Below are 21724 nucleotides of genomic sequence, written 5' to 3'. Positions count from 1 at the left end.
GGAGCGTTTAAGAAAAAAATGATGTCGGTATGTCGGGAAAGGAATTAAGACCGCTTCGCTTTTAGAACCAAGAACCAAGACAAGACACGTGAAGGATTGAGAATATGGGCTATAAAACTCACATTTAAAAATTAGAACCGTGAACAAAGTCCGGAAAAAAATTAAGACCGCTTGCTTCGACTGCGCTCAGCACAGGGCGCTGTTAGAACCAAGAACCAAGACTAGACATGTGAAGCATTGAGAATATGGCTATAAAACTCAAATTTAAAATGAATTATGAGGTTTTGGCACTATTTTATAAAAACAGAGAATCAACTAACCTTTAATCGGACAAAAATGACATTTTTTTTGAATTTATTTCGTTTTTTAGACCGCTAAGTGTCTGATTTTTAGATTTATTTTGATTTTTTTGGCAGTTAATCGAGTGGAAAAAGCAGGTTGTCGACGATTTTTATGCAAAAAAGCGACTTATTTTTTTAACACATTTACTGTCAAGTTGTTAAGGGGTGTTCGAGGGGTGGTGTTTTATTTTCAAAACAATTATCAATTTTAACATATTTATTGAATATAATGCAATAAAATAGAAATATTAATTTATAATGTTTATAATTTTAACTAAAACTTTATTTGTTTAATCCATTTTAATTATCTTCATTTGTCACATCAAGTTGTTTCTAAAAGCTTGTTCGCGAGGAGTTTATGGAAGCATTTGATACCTACGTAGGCCTTTATTTTTTATTGATTTTTATTACGAGAACCAAATCTGGATGCCGACCCCAAGTTAGCATTCTATTTTTAACCTGATGCCTAATCAGTAAAATGCCAAGCTGATTAGGAATCGTAAAACCTACAACTATGGCAAGAAACAACAGTTTTGTAAAATTGGATGGTACATTAGATAATTTGACCTTCTACAGAAGAAACGGTGAGAATTTTGTAAAATCAAAATCGACCATCAGTAGAGCTCGGATTATGAACGATCCAAAATTTAAGCGTACTCGGGAGAATATGCGTGAATTTGGCGGTGCAGCTATTGCCGGAAAATCTTTTAGAACTGCCTTTGCGGGCAGTGCCCAAAAGTTTGGCGATATCTACATTAGCGCCAGAATGACTGGAATCATGAAGCGGATTGTGGGCAGCGGCCCAGGTATAAGAGGCGAGCGTGAGCTTCTGATCTCGGATTCTCATGAACTGATCAGAGGTTTTGAATTTAATTCAGGCGAAACCTTCGATTCGCGTTTTTTCCGTCTGAGCCAATTGCCGATGATCCGTCCCGACCGAAATTCGGTGGCTTGGGATCTTCAGCCTTTTAGCCCCGATGATTCCGTCAAAGCGCCCGAAGGTGCCACCCATTTTAGGATGGTATTTGCGGCTGGTTATGTCAGTGATTTTACCTATAATTTTGCTGAAAAAACCTATAAGGCCCTTAATCCCGAGTTTAGTGGTATGAGTGGGCATGTTGTTTCGGATGCGTATGCGCTAAGCGATGCGCTGACCCCTCTCATGGAGCTTGAGATTGTTCTGGCCACTGCGGCTGCAATACCTCTTGATGTTTCCGTGGTGGTGGGGACTGGGATTACCTTTTATCAGTCTATCAATGGCGAGCTTTATGAACTTGCCCGAGGTAGTGTCATGAAAGTGGCGGTTACTGGATAATTTCCCCTTTTTCAAATGTTGCCGAAACCCTTCTATTGGCGTTGTGAAAATGACGCTGGTGGGAGGGTTTCATATTTTAAGGATTGACTCTTAGCGTAAGTTTTGATTACCATGTTCTTAAAACAAGTGATCCTTACTCATGAAAATGATAGTGGATGGCGCCTGTAAATAAGTAGTTGTGCTTTTTTTAACATAAATATTATGAATTTTAGAAATAAAGTTTAAGTTTGTAAGACTTCCCCTAAGTTTTTAAGCATCAATTTATTGTAGGTGCGGGTTTCCGCATGGTATAAGGTTTTATAGCGCCTATTTTGCATTGATTTTTAATATACTACAAGATTACCGAAGGTGATGTAATCCAATCTTTAAAGTTGGATATAAGTAGGTTTAAGGCGGGTGTAAATAAGTTGGGTGTAAGTGTAAAGAATTAAAAACGAAACAAATCAACGATTTAAAATTGACAAATGTACCTATCAAACATAAAATTTTGGAATTTTAGGAAATTCGGTTCAGTAGGTGACATAGACCTTTCAAAGCCGAATTTAGATTTAACCCTGACCAAAGGTTTGAATGTAATTATTGGAGAAAATGATTCTGGTAAAACAGCCATTATCGATGCCATAAAATTAGTCTTGAAAACCCATAGCTATGATTATATCAGAGTTGAGGATAAGGATTTTTATAATGAAGCAAACCGTTTTAGAATAGAATTGACTTTTGAAGATTTAACACCTGATGAAGCCAAAAACTTCACAGAGTGGTTGGGTTGGACAGGAACAGGTGAAGAAGTAAAGCCATTTTTAAAATTAAATTACGAAGTAAAGCGTCAAGACAAAAAGATATGGCCTGCTGATGTAAAAGCAGGTGTAGATGATGACGGTTATTTACTTACTGCAGAATCAAAAGAATATCTGAAAGCAACCTATTTAAAGCCTTTGCGTGATGCGGAAAATGAATTGATTGCCAAACGAAATTCAAGACTTTCACAAATCCTTTTGGGCGATACCGCATTTAAGGGAAAAGAAAAGGAACACGAACTTGTAAAGATATTTGAAAGTCTGAGCGAAGAATTGAAAAAGTATTTCAAAGGTGAATTTGAAATTGCTATCACCAATGAAGTAGGAGAAGAACAAACAGTTAGACCACAAGAAGGGAAACAAATTAAAGATAAAATAGACGGCTATATTAAGGGTTTCTACGGTAGTAATTATGAGACAGATTTTAAAGCTTCTACAAGCGATATAAAAAGCATTCTTGAAAAACTATCTTTGTTTTTGAAAGACGAACCCAATCCCGGCTTAGGAACATTGAACCGTTTGTTTATGGCTGCTGAGCTTCTTCATTTGAACAAATCAAATTGGAGCGGTTTACGCTTGGGTTTAGTGGAAGAGTTGGAAGCACACTTGCATCCACAGGCACAAATGCAGGTTATTGAAGCTTTTCAAAAGCAAGATGCTATTCAACTTATTCTTACTACACACAGCCCGAATTTAGCTTCAAAACTAAAACTTGAAAACCTAATTATATGTAATAATGGAAATGTCTATCCGATGGGGACTACCTATACTAAATTGGGGTTGGATAACTATAAGTTCTTGGAAAAGTTTCTTGACACAACAAAAGCCAACCTCTTTTTTGCTAAAGGTGTGATTTTGGTTGAGGGTTGGGCAGAAGAAATCCTAATTCCAAGCCTTGCCAAAGCCATTGGAATTAACTTAACAGAGAAAGGGGTTTCAATTGTGAACATTGGACATACAGGATTCGACCATTACGCAAAAATTTACTTGCGAATATCGGAACCCAATATGAAAATTCCTGTTGCTGTAATTACAGATTCGGACATTAGAGAATATGAAAAAAATGCAAATGATTTCATAAAAAGAGATACAATCACCATTCAGCAAGAAACACAGCAAAAATTAGTAGCCATAAATGGAAAGTCCGAAAACAACGTAAAATATTTTCCTGCGCCAAATTGGACGTTGGAATATTCGCTGTTCAAATCAGCGAGTTTAGCAGACTTATTTCAAAATGTTGCAAAAGCCGCCCATACGCACACAGATTGGAATACAGATTTCGAAAAAGCCCTTGCAAAAAAGCTAATCAACAAAGGGTTGAAAAAGACAGAAATTGCTTATCAGATGGCTAATGCTATCGATGAAGACTTAGTCAAGAAAGTTCGCACAATTCAAATTTCTGATGATGTAAACGACACAGTTAATTATCTTGTAAAAGCGATTAAATATGCCTCAGGAATTTAACATAACGGAAGAAGACATTCGCTATGCCCAAAAAATACTACTGCCTGACGGTAAGGTGTTTGACGAAGAAAGGATAACGTTTATTCGCAACCTTAACACAATAGATTTACAAGCCGTTCCAGGAAGTGGGAAAACAACAGCATTATTGGCTAAATTGCTTGTTTTAGAACGTAAACTGCCGTTTGCTGATGGTTCAGGGATTTTGGTTTTATCGCATACCAACGCTGCCATTAACGAAATAAAAGAAAAAATACAAAAGCATTGTCCAAAACTTTTTTCCTACCCAAATTTCATTGGAACAATACAGAGCTTCGTTGATGAGTTTTTGGCTATTCCTTTTTATATTCAGAAATCTAATAAAAAACCAAACCGAATTGATAGCGATATTTATAATGAAGTTGCTTCAAAACGTTTTAATAGCCTTCCAAATTCCGCAGCGAAAAGTTGGCTAAAACGCCAACACGACCCTGAAAGTCTATTTAGGAACTTTCGTTTTGACATTAATTTGAATTTGACAAATGGAATGAATGGTGCTATTGTCCTAAAAAGCGCTGGCAATTCCGCCACATATAAAACTTTTAAGACGATTAAACTGCAGATCTTAAAATCGGGGATTTTAAATTATGATGATGCGTACTTTTTTGCCGAATTATATCTGAAGGAAATACCTGCCATCAAAACTATTTTACAAAAACGTTTTCCATTTGTCTTTATAGATGAAATGCAGGATATGGACACTCATCAATATAATTTATTGGAAAAAATATTTTATGATGATGGAAATAGCATTTCAAAAACTCAGCGAATTGGCGACAAAAATCAAGCTATTTATAATTCAGTTAAAGCAACCGATGTTTGGATTGACAGAGCAGAAATTTTACGATTAACCGGAAGCCAACGTTTAAGCAAACCTATTGCAGATGTTGTGAAAAGGTTTGCATTGCACAGCGATGCGAATTTTGATATTGTTGGAAGAAATGAATGCAGTATTAAACCTCATTTATTAGTTTTTAACAACGAAACTATCCGAAGTATCATTCCTTGTTTTGCTCAAATCGTAAAGGAAAATAGGTTAGAAACTTTAGAAAAACCAATCAAAGTTGTCTGCTGGAATACGGATTGGAAAGAAGATGAAACAAGTAGAAATGATGCAGCCAAACTACGCTTAGAAGATTATCACAAAGGTTTTAAGAAAGAAAAAGGCAAACCAAAAGAAGACTACGATAACTTAAAAAGTTATTTGCTGTATTTCGATAAAAAGCAAACGTTAGAGCCATTACGTAAAAATATTTTAAATGCCTTCCTGAAAATATTGCGTTTAGAAAACGTCAACACAATAGATGAAAGACATTACACAAAGAAAAAACTAATTGACTTTATTCACGAAAAAGACGTTCAAAAATATAATGAGTTAAATTTGAGTCTTTACAATTGGTCAATCGGTATAATCAGAGAAAATACAAATGAAGTTTGGAACGAAATCAAAGAATACATACCCACTTTGCTTTTAATGTTTGATAAAGCTATTTCCGCAAGTTCGGATTTTATCAATAATGACAATGTAGAAATTCCTGCCGAAAATGAAGAAATATTGACAACCAACCAATATAAAGAAGACGGACTTGAAATTGAAATCACAAGCGTCCACGCAGTAAAAGGACAAACCCATTGTGCGACTTTGTATTTAGAATCATATTTTCAGAAAGACGGCAACGGCGCTAATGCAAAATCCTATGAATCGCAACGATTATCCCAACAATTTTTAGGGATTCAAATTCAGTCTACTGTTGGCGCCAGAATTAAACAATCAGCAAAAATGGTCTATGTTGGGTTTTCACGACCAACAGACTTGCTTTGTGTAGCTGTGCACAAAAATAGGTTCGACAACTTACTAAGTGAAATAAATCGAGATGAATGGGAAATAATTGAAGTATTTAGTAATGAAATATAAACTGAAACGAATAAAAACACCAGCAGCCAACATTGTACCTGCAAGACTGAAAAAACCAAATGGCTGAAAAAACACCCATAATAAATATTCTAACTTATAATCTTCCATATAAATTGGCAAGACAAATATATAATGAATACCAATCAAGATTAAGAGAAGCCAATTACATTATAAATGAAGTAAATAGATACAAGGATTTACAAGAACATATACAAACAGTAGAACTACTTTTAGCATTATCTATATTTCATAAAAGAGTTATAGCTAATCTTGATGGAGCGGTAAAATTTTACGGTACTGTAACTAATCAAAGCGAAGCCGTAGCAATATCAATTGGTAGCTATGATTTAACAAATGATGAAAAGAATAAAATCTTGGGACTTTTAATTAATTATCGCAATCTGTTAGATAATTATGGTATTTCGGATGAATTTATGGAATATTATACAACAAAAGATTTTCTATTAAGATTGAAAAATTTAAAATCTGATTTTGAATATGCCAGAAACGAAAACAAAAAAAACAAAGGAAAAAACAACGACAAAACCTCGGAAGACGACCTCCCCTTTTAAAGCCAAAGACGAATTAGAAGCCGAAATTAAGGCTTTTGTAAATAAGTTCAAGGCTACAGTAGTTAATCAAGCTACTCGAATGAGTGATTTTTTTGAGATGAGTTGTTTTAACCATATTGTTACATTTTACGAAAGGAATGATTACATAGTCCAAATAGAGAACTTACAATCGGGTAAATATCGCTATAAATGTTCAACAGCAGGTCTACAATCAAATTTCTCCTATTTTGGCGTTAGTAAAAAAATCGGAAGGAAAAATTATATTTTCGAAGTTCAACATAATTTAGCCGTTCAATCTTCTCATTCAAACGATTTATTTACTACACCAGACATTGTTGTCATCAAAAAAGGCAAAGTAAAAATTTCAACGAAATACTACGACAGTAAAAGAAGGTTCTGCTACGTAAAGAATGAGGATTTCATAACATTTTGTGAGGTAAAACAATTTAATCCTTTTCCAGAATTATTATTTAATTTCATAGGAGTTGTTAACGAATTGAGAAAAGAAATCTTAACTAATAGTGAAAAAGAAATTTTACCAAAACATATTGCACCAAGTTTAATGATTTCAGGAAAACCAAATAAACCAGCACAAACGATAAGAGATAATTTAGAAGAAAGGTATTGCATAAATATAATTTATGATATTTTTGATAGTGGAAGCGCAACATTTTCAAAAATGAGATTATCTGAATTAAGAACAACAGGGAATAAGCCCAGCAGGTAACACTGTATCCTATAAGCTATGGCTTGATCTGTACCTACTTGGAAATTCCTCAACGCCGAAAAGCGTTGCAGGACGGAATTTCCACAGGCTCGGTCAATTTTAGTATTTTAGGTATTTATCCCAAGCAACAATTCTTGTACATAAATGTTGTGCGGCATACAAGAAAAGCCAACGCGCAAACAGAAACATTTGGTTTTTGTCGACACATAAGCCAACGCTAAAAATCTAAAAGAGCTGTTACTTGCCAACCTGCCTGTCGACAGGCAGGCGCTCAACAGAAAACAAAATCAATAGATGACGATAGAAAATTACATTGACAATATAAATCAGAGATATAAACTAGGTAATGCAACAGAGCATACTTTTAGAGGCGACTTACAACAGTTGTTGGAAAGTTTAGTGCCTGAAATCAGAGCTACCAACGAACCGAAAAGACAGTCTTGCGGAGCACCTGATTATATCTTGACAAAAAAGGATATTCCAGTAGGGTTTATTGAAGCTAAAGACATTGGCGACAAAGATCTTGAAGGAAAGAAGAAATCGGTAAACAAAGAACAATTTGACCGCTACAAAGCATCATTAGACAATCTGATTTTTACAGACTATATAGATTTTCATTTATACAATAATGGCGAATTTATTACCAAAATTGCCATTGCAGAAATTACAGAAAAAGGAATTATTGCGTTACCACAAAATTTTGAAAGGTTTGAAAATCTTATCAAAAACTTTTGTGTACACATTGGACAAAACATAAAAAGTCCAAAAAAATTAGCAGAAATGATGGCGGGCAAAGCCCGCCTTCTTTCTGATGTTATTGGAAAGGCTTTGATAAGTGATGAACAAAATCATCAAAACAGCACACTTCGAGAACAAAAACAAGCTTTCAAGGAGATCTTAATTCACGATATCACACCTAAAGGATTTGCGGACGTTTATGCTCAAACTATTGCATACGGAATGTTTGCAGCTCGTTTGCACGACCCAACTTTAGATAGTTTTAGCAGACAAGAAGCAGCCGAACTGATTCCAAAATCAAATCCATTTTTAAGAAAACTATTCGGCTACATTGCCGGACCAGATATTGACGACCGAATTAAATGGATTGTAGAAAATCTTGCAGAAATATTCTTAGCCTGTAACGTAGAAGACATTCTTAAAAATTACGGAAAGACTACAAAAATGGAAGACCCAATTATCCATTTTTATGAAACTTTCTTGGCAGAATACGACCCAAAACTAAGAAAAGCAAGAGGTGTTTGGTACACACCTGCTCCTGTTGTCAACTTTATTGTTCGTGCGGTGGATGATATTCTTAAAACGGAATTTGATTTACCACAAGGCTTAGCAGACACTTCAAAAACAAAAATATCTGTAAGTACTCAAACGGCTGACAAGCGTTCTGCAACAGGTTATAGGCAAATGGAACAAGAAGTACACAAAGTACAAATTCTTGACCCAGCCACAGGAACAGGAACTTTTTTAGCGGAAGTAATAAAACACGTACACAAAAAGTTTAAAGGACAAGAAGGGATTTGGAGTGGTTATGTAGAAAATCATTTGCTACCTCGTTTAAACGGTTTTGAATTATTAATGGCAAGTTATGCAATGGCACATTTGCAATTGGATTTACTGCTAAAAGAAACAGGTTTTAAACCGACAAAAGACCAACGCACAAGAGTTTATCTAACCAACAGTTTAGAAGAATATCATCCAGATACGGGTACTTTATTTGCCAATTGGTTAAGTAGTGAAGCCAATGAAGCCAACCATATTAAACGGGATACTCCAGTAATGTGTGTTATTGGAAATCCACCGTATGCTGTAAGTAGTACGAATAAAAATGATTGGATACAAGATTTAATTTCAGACTACAAGAAAAACTTAAATGAGCGTAAAATAAATTTGGATGATGATTACATAAAATTCATTCGCTATGGTCAACATTATATCGACAAAAACGGAAGTGGTATTTTGGCTTACATTTCTAACAACAGTTTTATTGATGGAATTACACACCGACAAATGCGTAAACATCTGTTAGAGACTTTTGATAAGATTTACATTTTGGATTTGCACGGAAATGCTAAGAAAAAAGAAGTCTGCCCTGACGGAAGTCCCGACCAAAATGTTTTTGATATTATGCAAGGTGTTTCGATAAATATTTTTGTCAAAACAGGAAGTAAAAAGAAAACAGAGTTAGGAAAAGTTTATCATTATGATTTGCATGGAAAGAGAAATCATAAATATGAAACACTTAACAATTCAACAATTTCTGAAATAAAATGGTCAAAACTTGCATTTAAAAAACCATATTATTTTTTCGTTCCAAAAGATTTTGAATTGATAAAAAATTACGAAAAAGGCTTTAAAGTAAATGAAATCCTAAGTTTAAATTCGAATGGAATAGAAACAAAATGTGATGCTTTGGCTATTCAATTTTCTAAACAAAAGCTTCAAAATGTTATAAATGATTTTGAAAATGAAACAATTGAATTTTTAAAGACACGATACATGGAAAAGCAAGATTCAAGTGGATGGACATTTGCACGAGCAAAAGAAAGTATCTTAAACGATACATTTAAACAAGTGAAAATTAACTATAGACCTTTTGATGTCAGGGAAACGATAATCACTAAAAAGTCAGGAGGTTTTATTGGTCGTTCAAGATTTGAAGTTATGCAACATTTACTGCAACCTAATATTGGATTAATTATACCGAGGCAAACAACACAAGATTATAGACATAACTTTATAACTGACAAAATAATTGAGGGAAATTTTACCGCAAGTGCTAAATTATTCGGTACAGGCTGTCTTTTTCCACTCTATCTATATCCAAAAAGTAATGGACAACTAACCACTGAGCAAACAACAGAAAGAAAACCAAATATAAATCAAGAAATTGTAAAAAAAATCGCTGAAACATTAGATTTAACTTTTACTGACGAGAAAAAAACAACAGAAAACACTTTTGCGCCAATTGATATTTTAGACTTCATTTATGCCGTTTTGCATTCGCCAACTTACCGAGAGACATATAATGAGTTTCTAAAAATAGACTTTCCAAGAGTACCTTATCCAAAGGACAAAGATGCCTTTTGGCAATTGGTAAAATTAGGTAGAGAGATACGTCAAATACATTTGTTAAAATCTCCCAAAGTGGAGGATTTCATTACCACTTATCCAAAAGATGGAAATAACGTAATTACCACCAAAGTTGCCAAAAAAGATTGGGAATTATTTGATGAAGCAAAAGGACTTGGTAGAATATGGATAAATGATGAACAGTACTTTGACAACATACCGCTAACTGCTTGGGAATTTTACATTGGTGGGTATCAGCCAGCTCAAAAATGGCTAAAAGACCGACAAGAAAGGACTTTAGAATTTGATGATATTTTACACTATCAGAAAATTATTGTGGCACTTTCAGAAACGGATAGGTTGATGAAGGAGATTGATAAAATTGAGATTATATGAACGAGTTTCATTGTTTAGATATTGAACTTCCTGATGTTGATTTCAGTCCTTACTATATAAAAAGCAAGATAGAAATTGATAAAGTTCATCACCCTGTTGGCGTGAGTGTCCCGCTCATGCTCACAAATACTTACGGCCACTATAACCCATAGAGTAGATTAAAAAATACGTAGTTCTACTTATAGGAAAGTATAGGGAAAGATGGTAGATTGGAAGTTGCAAATTTGGATCGATAAAGTTAAATAACTATAGTGGCTCTTATTGGCATACTGGGAGTAGCTATGAGCACTGTTGGTGCTTCTGTATATAAGTTGTGTGCAATTAAAACCAACTCTTCAACTAAAGAATGACACCAGAATATCGAATAGAAACTGAAAATCAAATTAGAGAATATTTTAAATCATATGATGATATAAAAGAAATCGTGAATATTAAATGTGAGGAGACATTTAACGATTTAGATGTTGTAGTCAACGTTTGGAATGTAAAAACCGAAGATGAAGCTTATTGGGTTGTCGAAGGAGAAACTGCACCAATGAATTTATATACTCAACGAGCTCACTACTTTTCAGCAGACGAAGCATATTCTTTTCATATGGGAATTACTCAACGACTATCTAAAAGATATCAAAATGATTTTAAACATATAATTGACGAAATTCCATTAGACATTGGTCATTTAAAATCAATAAACAGAAAGTTAAATATGGCTTCTGAAAAACTCTCGATTGATTTAGAATCTGAAGAATTTCAATCTATCGGACTTTTGTGTCGCGAAAGTTTAATTGACTTATCAAAAGAACTGTGCGAAAGAAATCCTGAATTGATAAAGGAAAAAGGATTAAAAAAATCCGACTTTAAAGGTGTTGCCAATGCTTTTATTGACTTGTATATTCCTGGAAATCAAAACTCGGATTTACGAAATTATTCACGAAAATTAGTGGATAGTGCTTGGAGTTATAATTCAATGGTCGTTCATTCACAAAATAAAAAATATCCAGATGCTAAAATTGCATTATTATTTACTTCTTCAATCATTAGTTTACTTGAGAACTTATTTTTTAAGTATATTGGTTTCGACCAAGAATTAGCTTGTCCTGAATGTGGAAGTTTACAAATGGAATTTATTGAATTTGAAAAAGACAAATTAAAACAAGTTTGCCGAAAATGCGAACACGAAGAAATTTTAAACCTTGAAGAACAATAATAACTGCACCTAACACCGTATAAAAATAATTGCGGTTTAGTGCTTAACCAAAGGTCGTTGGGTGTTTGTAACGTCTGATTTTCCTTCGGAAAATCCTCGCATACAAACCCGCAACTATTCTTATAAACGTTGTGGTTAATTTTAAAAAAAAATCTATGCAAGTAACAGAATTGAATCAATTTTTTGAGTGGTTTAACGAAAATATTAATGATAAAAATCTTTCGGCAGAATATTTAGCGTTCTACAATAAACTTGCAACAAATTCACGACAAAATCAAACTTTTCAATCCTTTCAAGAAGAAAAGGAACAACTTTTTAAAACATTAAAATCAATTAATTTTCAAAAATTAACTTTGGAGCAAATAAAATTTCTTCAAAAACTTAGAATTGACGATTTGTTAGGGGACATAGGAGTACAACAAATAAATAATGTCTTGTTTGAAAGCAATATTGATATAGCAAACGCATCTGAACGTATTAGAGAATTTACCGAGAGAATAAACAACGCAATTACAAAAGTCGGAAATTTAGAAAATGCAATTACAGAAAATTTCGAGTTTGATGAAAAAGATGAAGATGAAATTCCAGATAATTCTGTTTTAATGAGAGTATATTTTCAAAACGAGGTATCGATTAGCAACTTAACAGACTTCAAAAAATTGAGCTCAATGTGGTACGATATAGGTCGTGGAATTGCAATGGCTCAAAATATGAGTCCAGAAGATTTTCATATAATTGGAGCAAAAAAAGGGTCAATTATAATTGAAATGGCTGTTGCAGTTGCCTTAGCAACAACTGTAAGTAAAATTTTGCTGGAAGCATTAAAGGTTGCTGACAGATATTTAGATATTTTGAAAAAAGTACAAGAAGTAAAAGGTCTCAAATTGGCTAACAAACAAATAGAAACAGATTTGAAAAAAGAGGCATTGCTAGAAAAAGAAAATGGGATTAAATCTATTTTAGAAGTTGCTGTAAAAGATTTAAAGCTCGATGCAAATCAACAAGGAGATAAAATTAATGCTATAGAAAAATCTATTATAAAGTTGATTGATTTTACAAAAAATGGTGGAGAAGTAGATTTTGTTCAACCAAATGAAGATGAAGAGTATGACAACGCTGTTAGAAAAGAAGTTAAAAAACTAAAAGAGAATATTAGCGAAATCAGATTACTTGAAAATAGAATAAAATTATTAGAAATTAAAATAAACGGAGAAAAAAATTAACCACAATAACTAAGAATTGAGGTGAAACACAAGTAAAAATCCATCAACTTTTCATTAAAATACTGCTATAGATATCATCATAAAGCAATCCTGATTTTTGCACTTGCAAAGGCCAGTTTTTTACTCTTAACTTTTGCTAATATCCGCCCTTATGGCGCTGTCGTCCTGCTCGAGCTCGGAACTACTATCGGCCACTATAATTCATAGGATAGTTTTAAAAATAGGTAGTTCTATTTATAGGAAAGATTAGGGAAAGGTGGTAGATTGGATCGAAACAATTAAATAACTAAATTAGCACCTATGGGTACACTGAGGGCAGATATTAGGATTGTTGGTGCTTCTTTATATAAGTTGGCAAACATATAACAGAACTATGAGATACAATCTAATTTTAATTTCACTTCTAACTTTTAGTTGTTCAAACCAAAAAGAAATAACGGAATTTGAAAAGGTTTTAGGAAAAGAAAACAGTGAAATTCTAACCTATCTTGTGAATGACTTTGAATCTGACTTTCTGAAAAGACAATACCCTAATATAAGCACAAAAAAGGCTTACAATCAATTCCTAAAAGAATTATCTAACGGTCAAACCGAATACAAGCCAAAAATTTCTGAAAATAGCACAGAATATCTCGAAAATAGTGCCTTAAGATTAGAAATTTACAGCGTTCCAGATTCAATTTGGATCGAACGTGACCCTGAAAAACTGACTTTTAGCAATAACAATTATCCGACTTTAAATATCAAACGAAAATATTTAATGCCAGACGGAACATTTAGATATGGCACATCAGTATCATCTTTTCAATACAAGGAACCTATCGATGATGATTCAGTAATAATCGAATCTCGAAAAAACTGGATTGATATAAATTATGATGGAAGATATTCGCGAGCATTAAACGCAATATCAAATAAATCGGATTTTCTAACTGAGTATCTTAAAATACGTGACGCTTCTGGAATGATTGACCCAAGATTCATTGCGGAGAGAATGCTGGAATCAAAAGTTGATCTAAATAACTATTTCATAAAACGATTAATAATAACAGAAATAGTCTATTAAAACAAAATATGTTTGCCAACAAAGCCGTGTAAAAATAATCAGCCCGAAAGATTCGTTCTGGCGGGTTGCTTGTTCTCGTCTACTTACGAAAATCCTCAAAGCCGAAAAGCGTTTCAGGACGGAATTTCCACAGGCTCGGTCAATTTTTACCATTTTAGGTGTTTATCCACGCAACTATACACAAAACCGTTAGCTTTAATGCTGACAAAAATTACGGATATTAATTAAAACAAAAATTATGAACTATTTTTTAGCAATTGGACCTTGGCAAATTATTTTAATATTAGTCACTGTATTTCTTGGCATTATACCAACGATTATTGCGCTTATTGACATTGTAAGAAATGAATTTACTGGAAACAATAAAATTGTTTGGCTTTTAGTGGTTTTATTCGGGAACTTTTTAGGAGCTCTTTTATATTTTATAATTGGAAGAACGCAGAAATTATCGGCAACCGATGCAACTCAATTGACTTAAATTGAACAAATATTACGTTGGACTTTTTAGCTCGGGAGCGGAATCGATAGAAGAAATGAAAAAACAACTTCGGAATCGTTCACTCAATGACGAACTATTAACCTACACGGTATTCACACAAATTTACTAATTAAAAAATGTAGGGAATACTAAAGCGATAAATGCCACAAAGTTTTAAATAAAAAAACTGGAATTAACTACAGACCCAATAAAAAAAAGCGATATAAATTACGATGTGGAGAAAAGCACTAAAAGCCGTTTTAAAATAACCAGCCCGAAAGATTCGTTCTGGCGGGTTGCTTGGTTCCTGCATACTTGGAAAATACACAACACCTAAAAGCGTTGTGATAGCAATCTCATCATCCCTAACGATAGATGCAACGAGGTTTGATATTACTAACTTCACACTATCTCACGCAACCATTTGATGATTTTGGCATCTAGTTAAAAACCATGGTTATGAAAAAAGTTCTATTCGTTTTATTTACTGCAGCAATTATATATTCATGTCAAAATGACGATGATTCCAACTCCGATGTAGAATTAATTGGAAACTGGAGATTAATTGAAGTTTTAGCAGATCCGGGAGATGGCAGTGGGACGTTTTATCCCGTTGAAAGTAAAAAAGTGATAACTTTTAAAACCGATGGCACCATAACGTCTAATGGCAACTTATGCGAAATGTCCATCAGTTCTGACCATCAGACTTCCGGAACTTACTCAAAATCTGAATCCACTTATAATTCGTCTGCCTGTAATAATCCAACTTACAACTTTACGTTTGAAAAAAACAACAACCAATTAATTGTTTATTATCCTTGTATAGAAGCCTGTCAAGCTAAATATATCAAGGAATAAAAACCGCTTACCATAACTAAGGATTCATTTAGTTTGTTCTATAGTGGCATAAGTATGCCCATCCTACATTAATTAAAACGTCCTATTCACTTTAAAATGGCACAGGGGCTAGCCATAATTTCCTTTTAACAATTTTTTGGAATTGACCATCCATACGTGTTTTACTACCAAAAAACATCAATTTCAAGCCATCCATACATTCTTCATCCATAATATAGGATTTAAGTTCTATACTTGTACGGTCAGTTATCCGCTGATTTAAAGCTAATTATGGATTGTCTTGAGGGTTGGGTTGAAATCTTTCAGTTCAGATGTTACTCCCGGCAAACCTAAAAACAATTGCCATGACCTGATCACCAAATCTGCCCTACAACCTGCTTCTTCCTGTCTTTACTATAAGACACCTAAATCTAAGATTTTAAAGAGCACTATTACAATGATGTTCCTTTCTGGGAGATCATTCCAAACTCAATAAACTTTTATTAACCTAAATCACCAATTCATTATGAACAAAACACTATTATTATTGGGAACACTATGCTTCCTGGTATTGACTACAGAAGGGTATTCGCAAAGAGCGCCCATGAGACGCGGAAAACCTGCGCCTAAAACGGAACAGACTAAAAAAGAGGCAGAGCCTGAAAAGACCATTCAGCTGATTGCGCAACCGATTTATGTTAGTCCCCAAATGCAACAGCTTCCAAAGACCACTGAACCCACAAAATCGATACAAGTTATGGGGAACAGCAATGTCATGGCCCTTGATCCAAAAGTTTTAAAAGTTCTTAAAAGTAACCCTGTTGTTAAAAGAAGTTGGTCTTCTGAGTTTAAGGTTATTGATGGAGACTTCAAATCGGGAGATAAATCTACTTCCAGAACAGTTCCAGCGCCGGCAATGGGTAAGTTTTGCACGAATACAACCTTAAACACTCGGTTGGATACAGACACTTTTAAGGATTTTACCGAAAACGGACCGCCAGATTGGCTCAAGCCTGGAATAATTATGAATGCTGTGGAATTTGTAAATGGAAGTGACCAAATAGAAGAAAACATAGAAAGGGGCCCTATTACGATTTCCAATACCGCAACAGGTAAATTTGAAGTTATTGCCAACCCGACAGAGAGATCCACGATCAATCGCGCGATCAGAACTATTCAATCTAAAAATCCGGATGATGTGCATGGCGCCAACATGTCCTATTCTTATACAGAGATTGAATCTATTGACGAACTTAATTTTAAGATCAATGGACGCTATTCAAATGTCTTTGCGGACATTGCTGTAAGTTTGGGTTTAGAAAACAAAAGCTCAAAATCTTATCATTATTATCTTGTCGAATTTCAGCAATCACTTTATAGCATAGAGGTAGATGGCCTCAAACCGCAAAAAGTATTTCCAAACAACCCAGAAGTAGACCTGAGCAAATATGTTTATATCTCAAAAGTAAACTACGGCAGAAAGGGCTATTTTATGTTTATCACTGAAAAGAGCCTCGAGGATTTTGGGGCCAAGGGAAGTGCAAGCATGAATTATATGGGCCATAAAGCGGCCATTGAGTCCAATCTTGAAAAGATCTCAAAGTCTAATAGCACCACAGTGAAGGCTTTTTATTATGGTGGCGCCATACAGAGTGTGGTGAAGGATATTGCGGCGAATTGGAATGAAACCGGTAGAAAACCTTTACACGATTATATAGCTGGCTATAGATTTTCGCAAGCTGAAGCCTATCCAATCAGCTATGAGATGAAAAACCTGGACAATAAGCGCGTGGGCATGAGCAGTAAAAATGTTGAAACCATTCCAACCTGTGTCAGTACTGACGGTTTGAAATTAAAAGTGACCCTGATGCAACTTCAAAGTAAAACGACTCAAGATAGCGATAAAATTGCCGACTTGGGCATTGTACAGCACGTGAGATACAAAGCTAATGGCAAGGTCATTACGCCATCAACTGTTGATATTAGAAAATTTAAGGATAACAAAAAATGCGATCTAGGTGGTGGCGGTAGCAGTGGCGAATGGTCCGATGCCACGGCACTAATTTGCGGGAATAAAGACCGGCAAATTGCCGTATCCGTTTCTCCAAAGGTGAATGAAAAGCGCTCAGCAAATATTGATAACTCTGTCATATTTGATATCCCATATCAAGATGCAAATGACTTGAAGGCATCATTTGAAATTGATACGTTTGTCAAGGAATATTCCGATCCGGACATTATTCTCAATAACGATCCTCGAATTACCAAGGTGGCTATTCATGATGTGCTTACTATCTTAACGGGTATTAAAAAGACCACTAATGAAACTAGTTTTTTTGATGGTGGTGTTGAGCCAGAGTTGAAATTTGATCATTTTAACGGCAGCACTTTACCGCTCAGAAATGTAGGAACCAATGGCGATATCATCTTGGAAGGTCCGATACGTGCAAGAAATAAAGGCCCTAAAAGTGATGAAAAGGCTTTCGTCTGGATGCGCTTTGAACTTATAAAATAAATTTTAAGATCTTGTAACTTGATACGTTGTTAGTTTGCAATGCGTCGCTACTAACAGCAGTAATGCCAATCTTGATAAGCCCTTCAGATTTAAAAATTTGAAGGGTTTTTTAATGACTCTGCTGGTGCGAGAGTCCTGCCTTACCATCATTTTCCTTATTTATTTTTAATTGCAACAAATACAATCACTACCAGCTGAATGTCATTTTTGCAAAGGAGCAGTAGCAATGTTGCTTTATATGTTACTATTATGAAATTTTGATAACTTAGTGACACTCCATTCGATTTCCTACTTTTATACATGGAGCGAAAAAGCCGATGATATGCGATCTAAAAGTTGGATATATAAGTTGTTTTAAAAAATCCAGTCTTAATAAGAAAATAGTATGGCGGAAAAATTCAATAACAAATATCGGATACCGTCTGCCCGTTTACAATCGTGGGATTATGGTAACAGTGGATTGTATTTTATAACCATCTGCACCAAAAATCGGGAACATTATTTTGGTGGCATTAACAATGGTGAAATGCATCTATCCGAAATTGGCGACATTGTAAAATCAGAATGGATCAAAACATTTGATATGCGTCCGGATATGAATTTGGAAATGGGTGAATATGTTGTGATGCCGAACCATTTTCATGCGATAATTGGCATTGGTGAAAATGGGTATAATACCATTGGTGGATTGGGTCGAGACGCAATGCATTGCGTCTCTACCGGAACGGAACCACGTAAAACAAATCAATTCGGTCCACAATCAAAAAATTTGGCATCTGTAATTCGTGGATTTAAAATTGGGGTGACCATAAATGCACGTAAAATAAATCCTGAATTCGCCTGGCAACCGCGTTTCCACGATCATATTATCCGGAATAATAAATCATTTGAAAACATCCAGCGTTATATAATCAACAATCCATTGCAATGGAAGACAGACAAATTTCATAATTAACCTTAAATCACAAAAGCGATCAGAATTCTCGGATTTCCTCTCTATAGTTTAGTATATTTAATAGTTTGTGAAAAGCAACGACATAATCATTCATGAAACCTTAGGCTTAAGGTCAAAAAAACCGAATTGATCATGGAAATAGAGGCCACTGATTTGTATTTGGTTGCAAACTTTAACGGTGCTTTTTCATAAAATAAGAATATATTTGAGGAGCTAAAGCGTTGGTTAAGCTAACAAAAACTTAAACTAATAGAAAATGATTGAAAACATACTGAATAGTAAAGAAATAAATTATTCTTCAAATTTGAGCATGGATCATTTGAAACAGAAGATTGAAAGCCACTTTGAGCAATCGACATTAAGTTTTTTTGGAAAATTCACAAGCTCGAGTGAGTTTGCAGCCTATGATAAATGGTCTGTTATCTCCTGGTACGTACCTAATTTTAAGAGGAAAGCAGCTTATTTAAAAGGGGAGATCTTAAAATCAGGAAAAGGGACACTTATAAAATTGAACATCAGATCAAATACCATGTTGTCCATTGCTTCTATAGTTTCTGTAGTGGTTGGCATCATAATCATTATAGCAGCAGGATCAAATATGCGTTTTCTAATTATTGGATCCTTCTTTGTGTTGGTGGGCATTTTATATTATTCGCTTGGGATATTTTCAAGAAACCGACTCCGAAGTAATTTTGAGAAGATCTTGGACTTAACAAAGGCTTAAACCTGTGAAAATTCTATGCCTCATTATTCTTCTGATCAGCCTCAACTCTCATGCAAAACACTTAACCTGTGTTGATTTTAAGGAGGGACAGTTCTATGTTCCGGCAGATGAAGAAACATTGCTTTCCTATGAAATCATTAGAAACGCTACTGAGCAGATTGAGATAGTTGAAGATCCAACCAATCTGTTAGGGCCAGAATTTAATAAAACGGCTTTCGTAAAAATTGAATGGCTTGATGGGTGCACTTCTCGGCTCACATATTTTTCATGGTGTAGTTGAAGTAGATATAACTAATGGAAAAGAAATAGAAATATCAAAAAAGTTTGATCGAGTGAACTCATTTTCTGATTCAGAAATTATTTTTTCAAGTGAAACCAACGAATCATTAGTGGATTTAGAAACCATTTATAAAATTAATGTCGAACTAAAACCGAATTAATCTTGAACAATTCCAATGGATTTTATAGTTATATAAGTGTAATATTTACTGAAAAAAAGATCCAGAAACAATACTTTTATACCCTCAGAGAAAAAACAAAAACCCTCATGAAGAGGGTTTTTGGATTTATTGATCTAACGTTTGTTATATCAAAGTTTTAGAACGGTAGTGGACGCTCTCCCAATTGCACGGTCACCCATTTTAATTGAGTCATATCCGCAATGGAGTATTGGCCATTTTCTTTTCCATGACCACTTCCTTTAAACCCTCCAAAAGGTGCATTTGGGTCGTCATCAAAAGAGTTGTCGTTGATATGGACAGAACCGGCTTGAATTCTCAGGGAGAAATCAAACGCTTTTTGTAAGTCATTAGTAATAATACCAGAGGACAATCCATAGTAAGTATCATTAGCCTTGGCCAGGGCATCTTCATAATCCTTGGCGCGGTACACCGACACCAATGGTGCGAAAGTCTCATCGTCAAACACCTTCATGTCTGAAGTAACTTCCGACAAAACCGACGGATTCCATATTTGATCTTTCATATGGCCACCTACATGGAGTTTTGCGCCTTTTTTGACGGCATCCTCAATATGAGTCTCAATGGTCTTTATGGCATCCTTAGAAATCAGTGGTCCCACTGCGGTATCTTCCTTACTAGGATCGCCTACCTTAATGGTTTTGACGTGCTTTACAAAGGCTTCAATGAAGTCGTCATAAATTGGGTCTTCCACAATTATTCGTGAATTGGCCATACAGACTTGGCTTTGGTTAAAGAAAATTCCAAAGGCTGCTGAACGAACGGCATAGTCTAGGTCGGCGTCCTTAAGAATCACCAACGGGCTTTTCCCACCCAGTTCCGGAACAAATCGTTTCTGAAACTTTCCGGCAAGCGCTTGTAATTTATTGCCCACTTTAGCCGATCCCGTAAACGTAATCATATTGGTGCGCGGATCAGAGAACAGGGTGTCGCCAAGATCTTCGTCAGCCGTAGGAAGTACACTTAGAACTCCTTTGGGTAATCCTGCTTCATGGAATATTTCCGCAAACAGCAAGGCAATAATAGGAGTGTAAGGTGAAGGTTTAAGGATAAAACTATTTCCAGCGGCAATGGCAGGAGCAAGTTTTTTACTATTTAAAAGCAACGGGGCGTTAAAAGGACCTATCCCCACAACGACACCTAGCGGCATGCGGTAGGTGAACGAGATGCGGTTGGGCTCTTCGGCCGGCATGGTTTCCCCACGGATTTGTCGTGTTTGTCCAGCGGCAATTCTAAAAGTACTGACAATATAATCTACTTCGTACATGGCTTTCCCAAACACATTTCCACCTTCGTCAATCAAGGCTTTCGCCAGTTCAGGACGACGTCTTTCCGCAATATCCGCCGCTTTTAAAAGGATGGCTTCACGCTCTTTTGCTATAGTTACACCCCAAGTTTTTTGTGCTTCCACCGCACTGGCCAAAGCCGTCTGAATATTAGCCGGACTGGCTAAACGGACTTTAGCTAAAACCTCATTGTTATAGGGATTTATAGAATCAATCGTTTTTTGATCGTCTGTTTCTAAAAATTCGCCATTGATATAAGGCGAATAGACCTTTTTATAGTCAAATTTTAATTTCATATTAGTAT

Annotated in this window: 17 protein-coding genes; 16 read left to right on the top strand and 1 reads right to left on the bottom strand. The window is 35.0% G+C overall.

Translation table 11 applies throughout. The features are described from left to right. Positions 1 to 855: 855 nt before the first annotated feature. The 16 genes from ESZ48_RS04945 to ESZ48_RS04875 all read left to right on the top strand — a co-directional run bounded on the left by ESZ48_RS04945 (position 856) and on the right by ESZ48_RS04875 (position 20095). A complete protein-coding gene (locus tag ESZ48_RS04945) occupies positions 856 to 1656 on the top strand; it encodes a hypothetical protein (protein ID WP_129016221.1) in 801 nt (266 codons plus the stop codon). A gap of 464 nt (positions 1657 to 2120) precedes the next feature. Then, the gene (locus tag ESZ48_RS04940; RefSeq protein ID WP_129016220.1) at positions 2121 to 3917 is read left to right on the top strand and encodes an ATP-dependent nuclease; all 1797 of its coding nucleotides are present in this window, start codon (positions 2121 to 2123) and stop codon (positions 3915 to 3917) included. Continuing rightward, positions 3901 to 5868, top strand: coding sequence for a UvrD-helicase domain-containing protein (locus ESZ48_RS04935; RefSeq protein ID WP_129016219.1), 1968 nt, complete (start codon positions 3901 to 3903; stop codon positions 5866 to 5868). The genes ESZ48_RS04940 and ESZ48_RS04935 overlap by 17 nt, the downstream gene beginning before the upstream one ends. A gap of 59 nt (positions 5869 to 5927) precedes the next feature. Next, entirely contained in the window at positions 5928 to 6440 is a 513-nt protein-coding gene (locus tag ESZ48_RS04930) for a hypothetical protein (RefSeq protein ID WP_129016218.1), read from the top strand. After that, positions 6367 to 7167: a hypothetical protein gene (locus ESZ48_RS04925; RefSeq protein WP_129016217.1), complete on the top strand. Its 801-nt coding sequence runs from the start codon at positions 6367 to 6369 to the stop codon at positions 7165 to 7167. The genes ESZ48_RS04930 and ESZ48_RS04925 overlap by 74 nt, the downstream gene beginning before the upstream one ends. Before the next feature lie 462 nt (positions 7168 to 7629). Then, entirely contained in the window at positions 7630 to 10650 is a 3021-nt protein-coding gene (locus ESZ48_RS04920) for a type ISP restriction/modification enzyme (RefSeq protein ID WP_317127981.1), read from the top strand. Continuing rightward, on the top strand, positions 10647 to 10802 hold the full coding sequence (locus ESZ48_RS19225; protein ID WP_190246193.1) for a hypothetical protein: 156 nt from the start codon (positions 10647 to 10649) through the stop codon (positions 10800 to 10802). The genes ESZ48_RS04920 and ESZ48_RS19225 overlap by 4 nt, the downstream gene beginning before the upstream one ends. Before the next feature lie 194 nt (positions 10803 to 10996). After that, positions 10997 to 11857 (top strand): hypothetical protein, encoded by an 861-nt coding sequence (locus ESZ48_RS04915; protein WP_129016215.1) that lies wholly within the window; start codon positions 10997 to 10999, stop codon positions 11855 to 11857. Between the two features lie 155 nt (positions 11858 to 12012). Further along, on the top strand, positions 12013 to 13080 hold the full coding sequence (locus ESZ48_RS04910; RefSeq protein WP_129016214.1) for a hypothetical protein: 1068 nt from the start codon (positions 12013 to 12015) through the stop codon (positions 13078 to 13080). 373 nt (positions 13081 to 13453) lie between these two features. Next, complete coding sequence (locus ESZ48_RS04905) at positions 13454 to 14146, top strand: hypothetical protein (RefSeq protein WP_129016213.1); 693 nt, start codon at positions 13454 to 13456, stop codon at positions 14144 to 14146. Between the two features lie 238 nt (positions 14147 to 14384). Further along, positions 14385 to 14624 (top strand): PLD nuclease N-terminal domain-containing protein, encoded by a 240-nt coding sequence (locus tag ESZ48_RS04900; protein WP_129016212.1) that lies wholly within the window; start codon positions 14385 to 14387, stop codon positions 14622 to 14624. A gap of 459 nt (positions 14625 to 15083) precedes the next feature. Beyond that, on the top strand, positions 15084 to 15482 hold the full coding sequence (locus ESZ48_RS04895) for a lipocalin family protein (protein WP_129016211.1): 399 nt from the start codon (positions 15084 to 15086) through the stop codon (positions 15480 to 15482). A gap of 505 nt (positions 15483 to 15987) precedes the next feature. Then, positions 15988 to 17976, top strand: a complete 1989-nt coding sequence (locus tag ESZ48_RS04890; RefSeq protein WP_129016210.1) for a thiol-activated cytolysin family protein — start codon at positions 15988 to 15990, stop codon at positions 17974 to 17976. Between the two features lie 385 nt (positions 17977 to 18361). After that, entirely contained in the window at positions 18362 to 18931 is a 570-nt protein-coding gene (locus ESZ48_RS04885; RefSeq protein WP_129016209.1) for a transposase, read from the top strand. A 256-nt stretch (positions 18932 to 19187) separates the two neighbouring features. After that, on the top strand, positions 19188 to 19655 hold the full coding sequence (locus ESZ48_RS04880; RefSeq protein WP_129016208.1) for a hypothetical protein: 468 nt from the start codon (positions 19188 to 19190) through the stop codon (positions 19653 to 19655). Positions 19656 to 19891: 236 nt separating this feature from the next. Beyond that, positions 19892 to 20095, top strand: coding sequence for a hypothetical protein (locus ESZ48_RS04875; RefSeq protein WP_129016207.1), 204 nt, complete (start codon positions 19892 to 19894; stop codon positions 20093 to 20095). Between the two features lie 157 nt (positions 20096 to 20252). Here the strand turns inward: ESZ48_RS04875 and ESZ48_RS04870 are convergent, their stop codons facing one another. Beyond that, positions 20253 to 21716 carry an aldehyde dehydrogenase family protein gene (locus ESZ48_RS04870; RefSeq protein WP_129016206.1) on the bottom strand — a complete coding sequence of 488 codons (1464 nt, stop codon included), beginning with the start codon at positions 21714 to 21716 and terminating at the stop codon, positions 20253 to 20255. Between the last annotated feature and the right edge of the window lie 8 nt (positions 21717 to 21724).

Source organism: Gelidibacter gilvus (assembly GCF_004115975.1).
Classification (GTDB): domain Bacteria; phylum Bacteroidota; class Bacteroidia; order Flavobacteriales; family Flavobacteriaceae; genus Gelidibacter; species Gelidibacter gilvus.
Note: the sequence above shows the minus strand (reverse complement) of the source record. Positions and strands in the feature narration are given on the sequence as shown.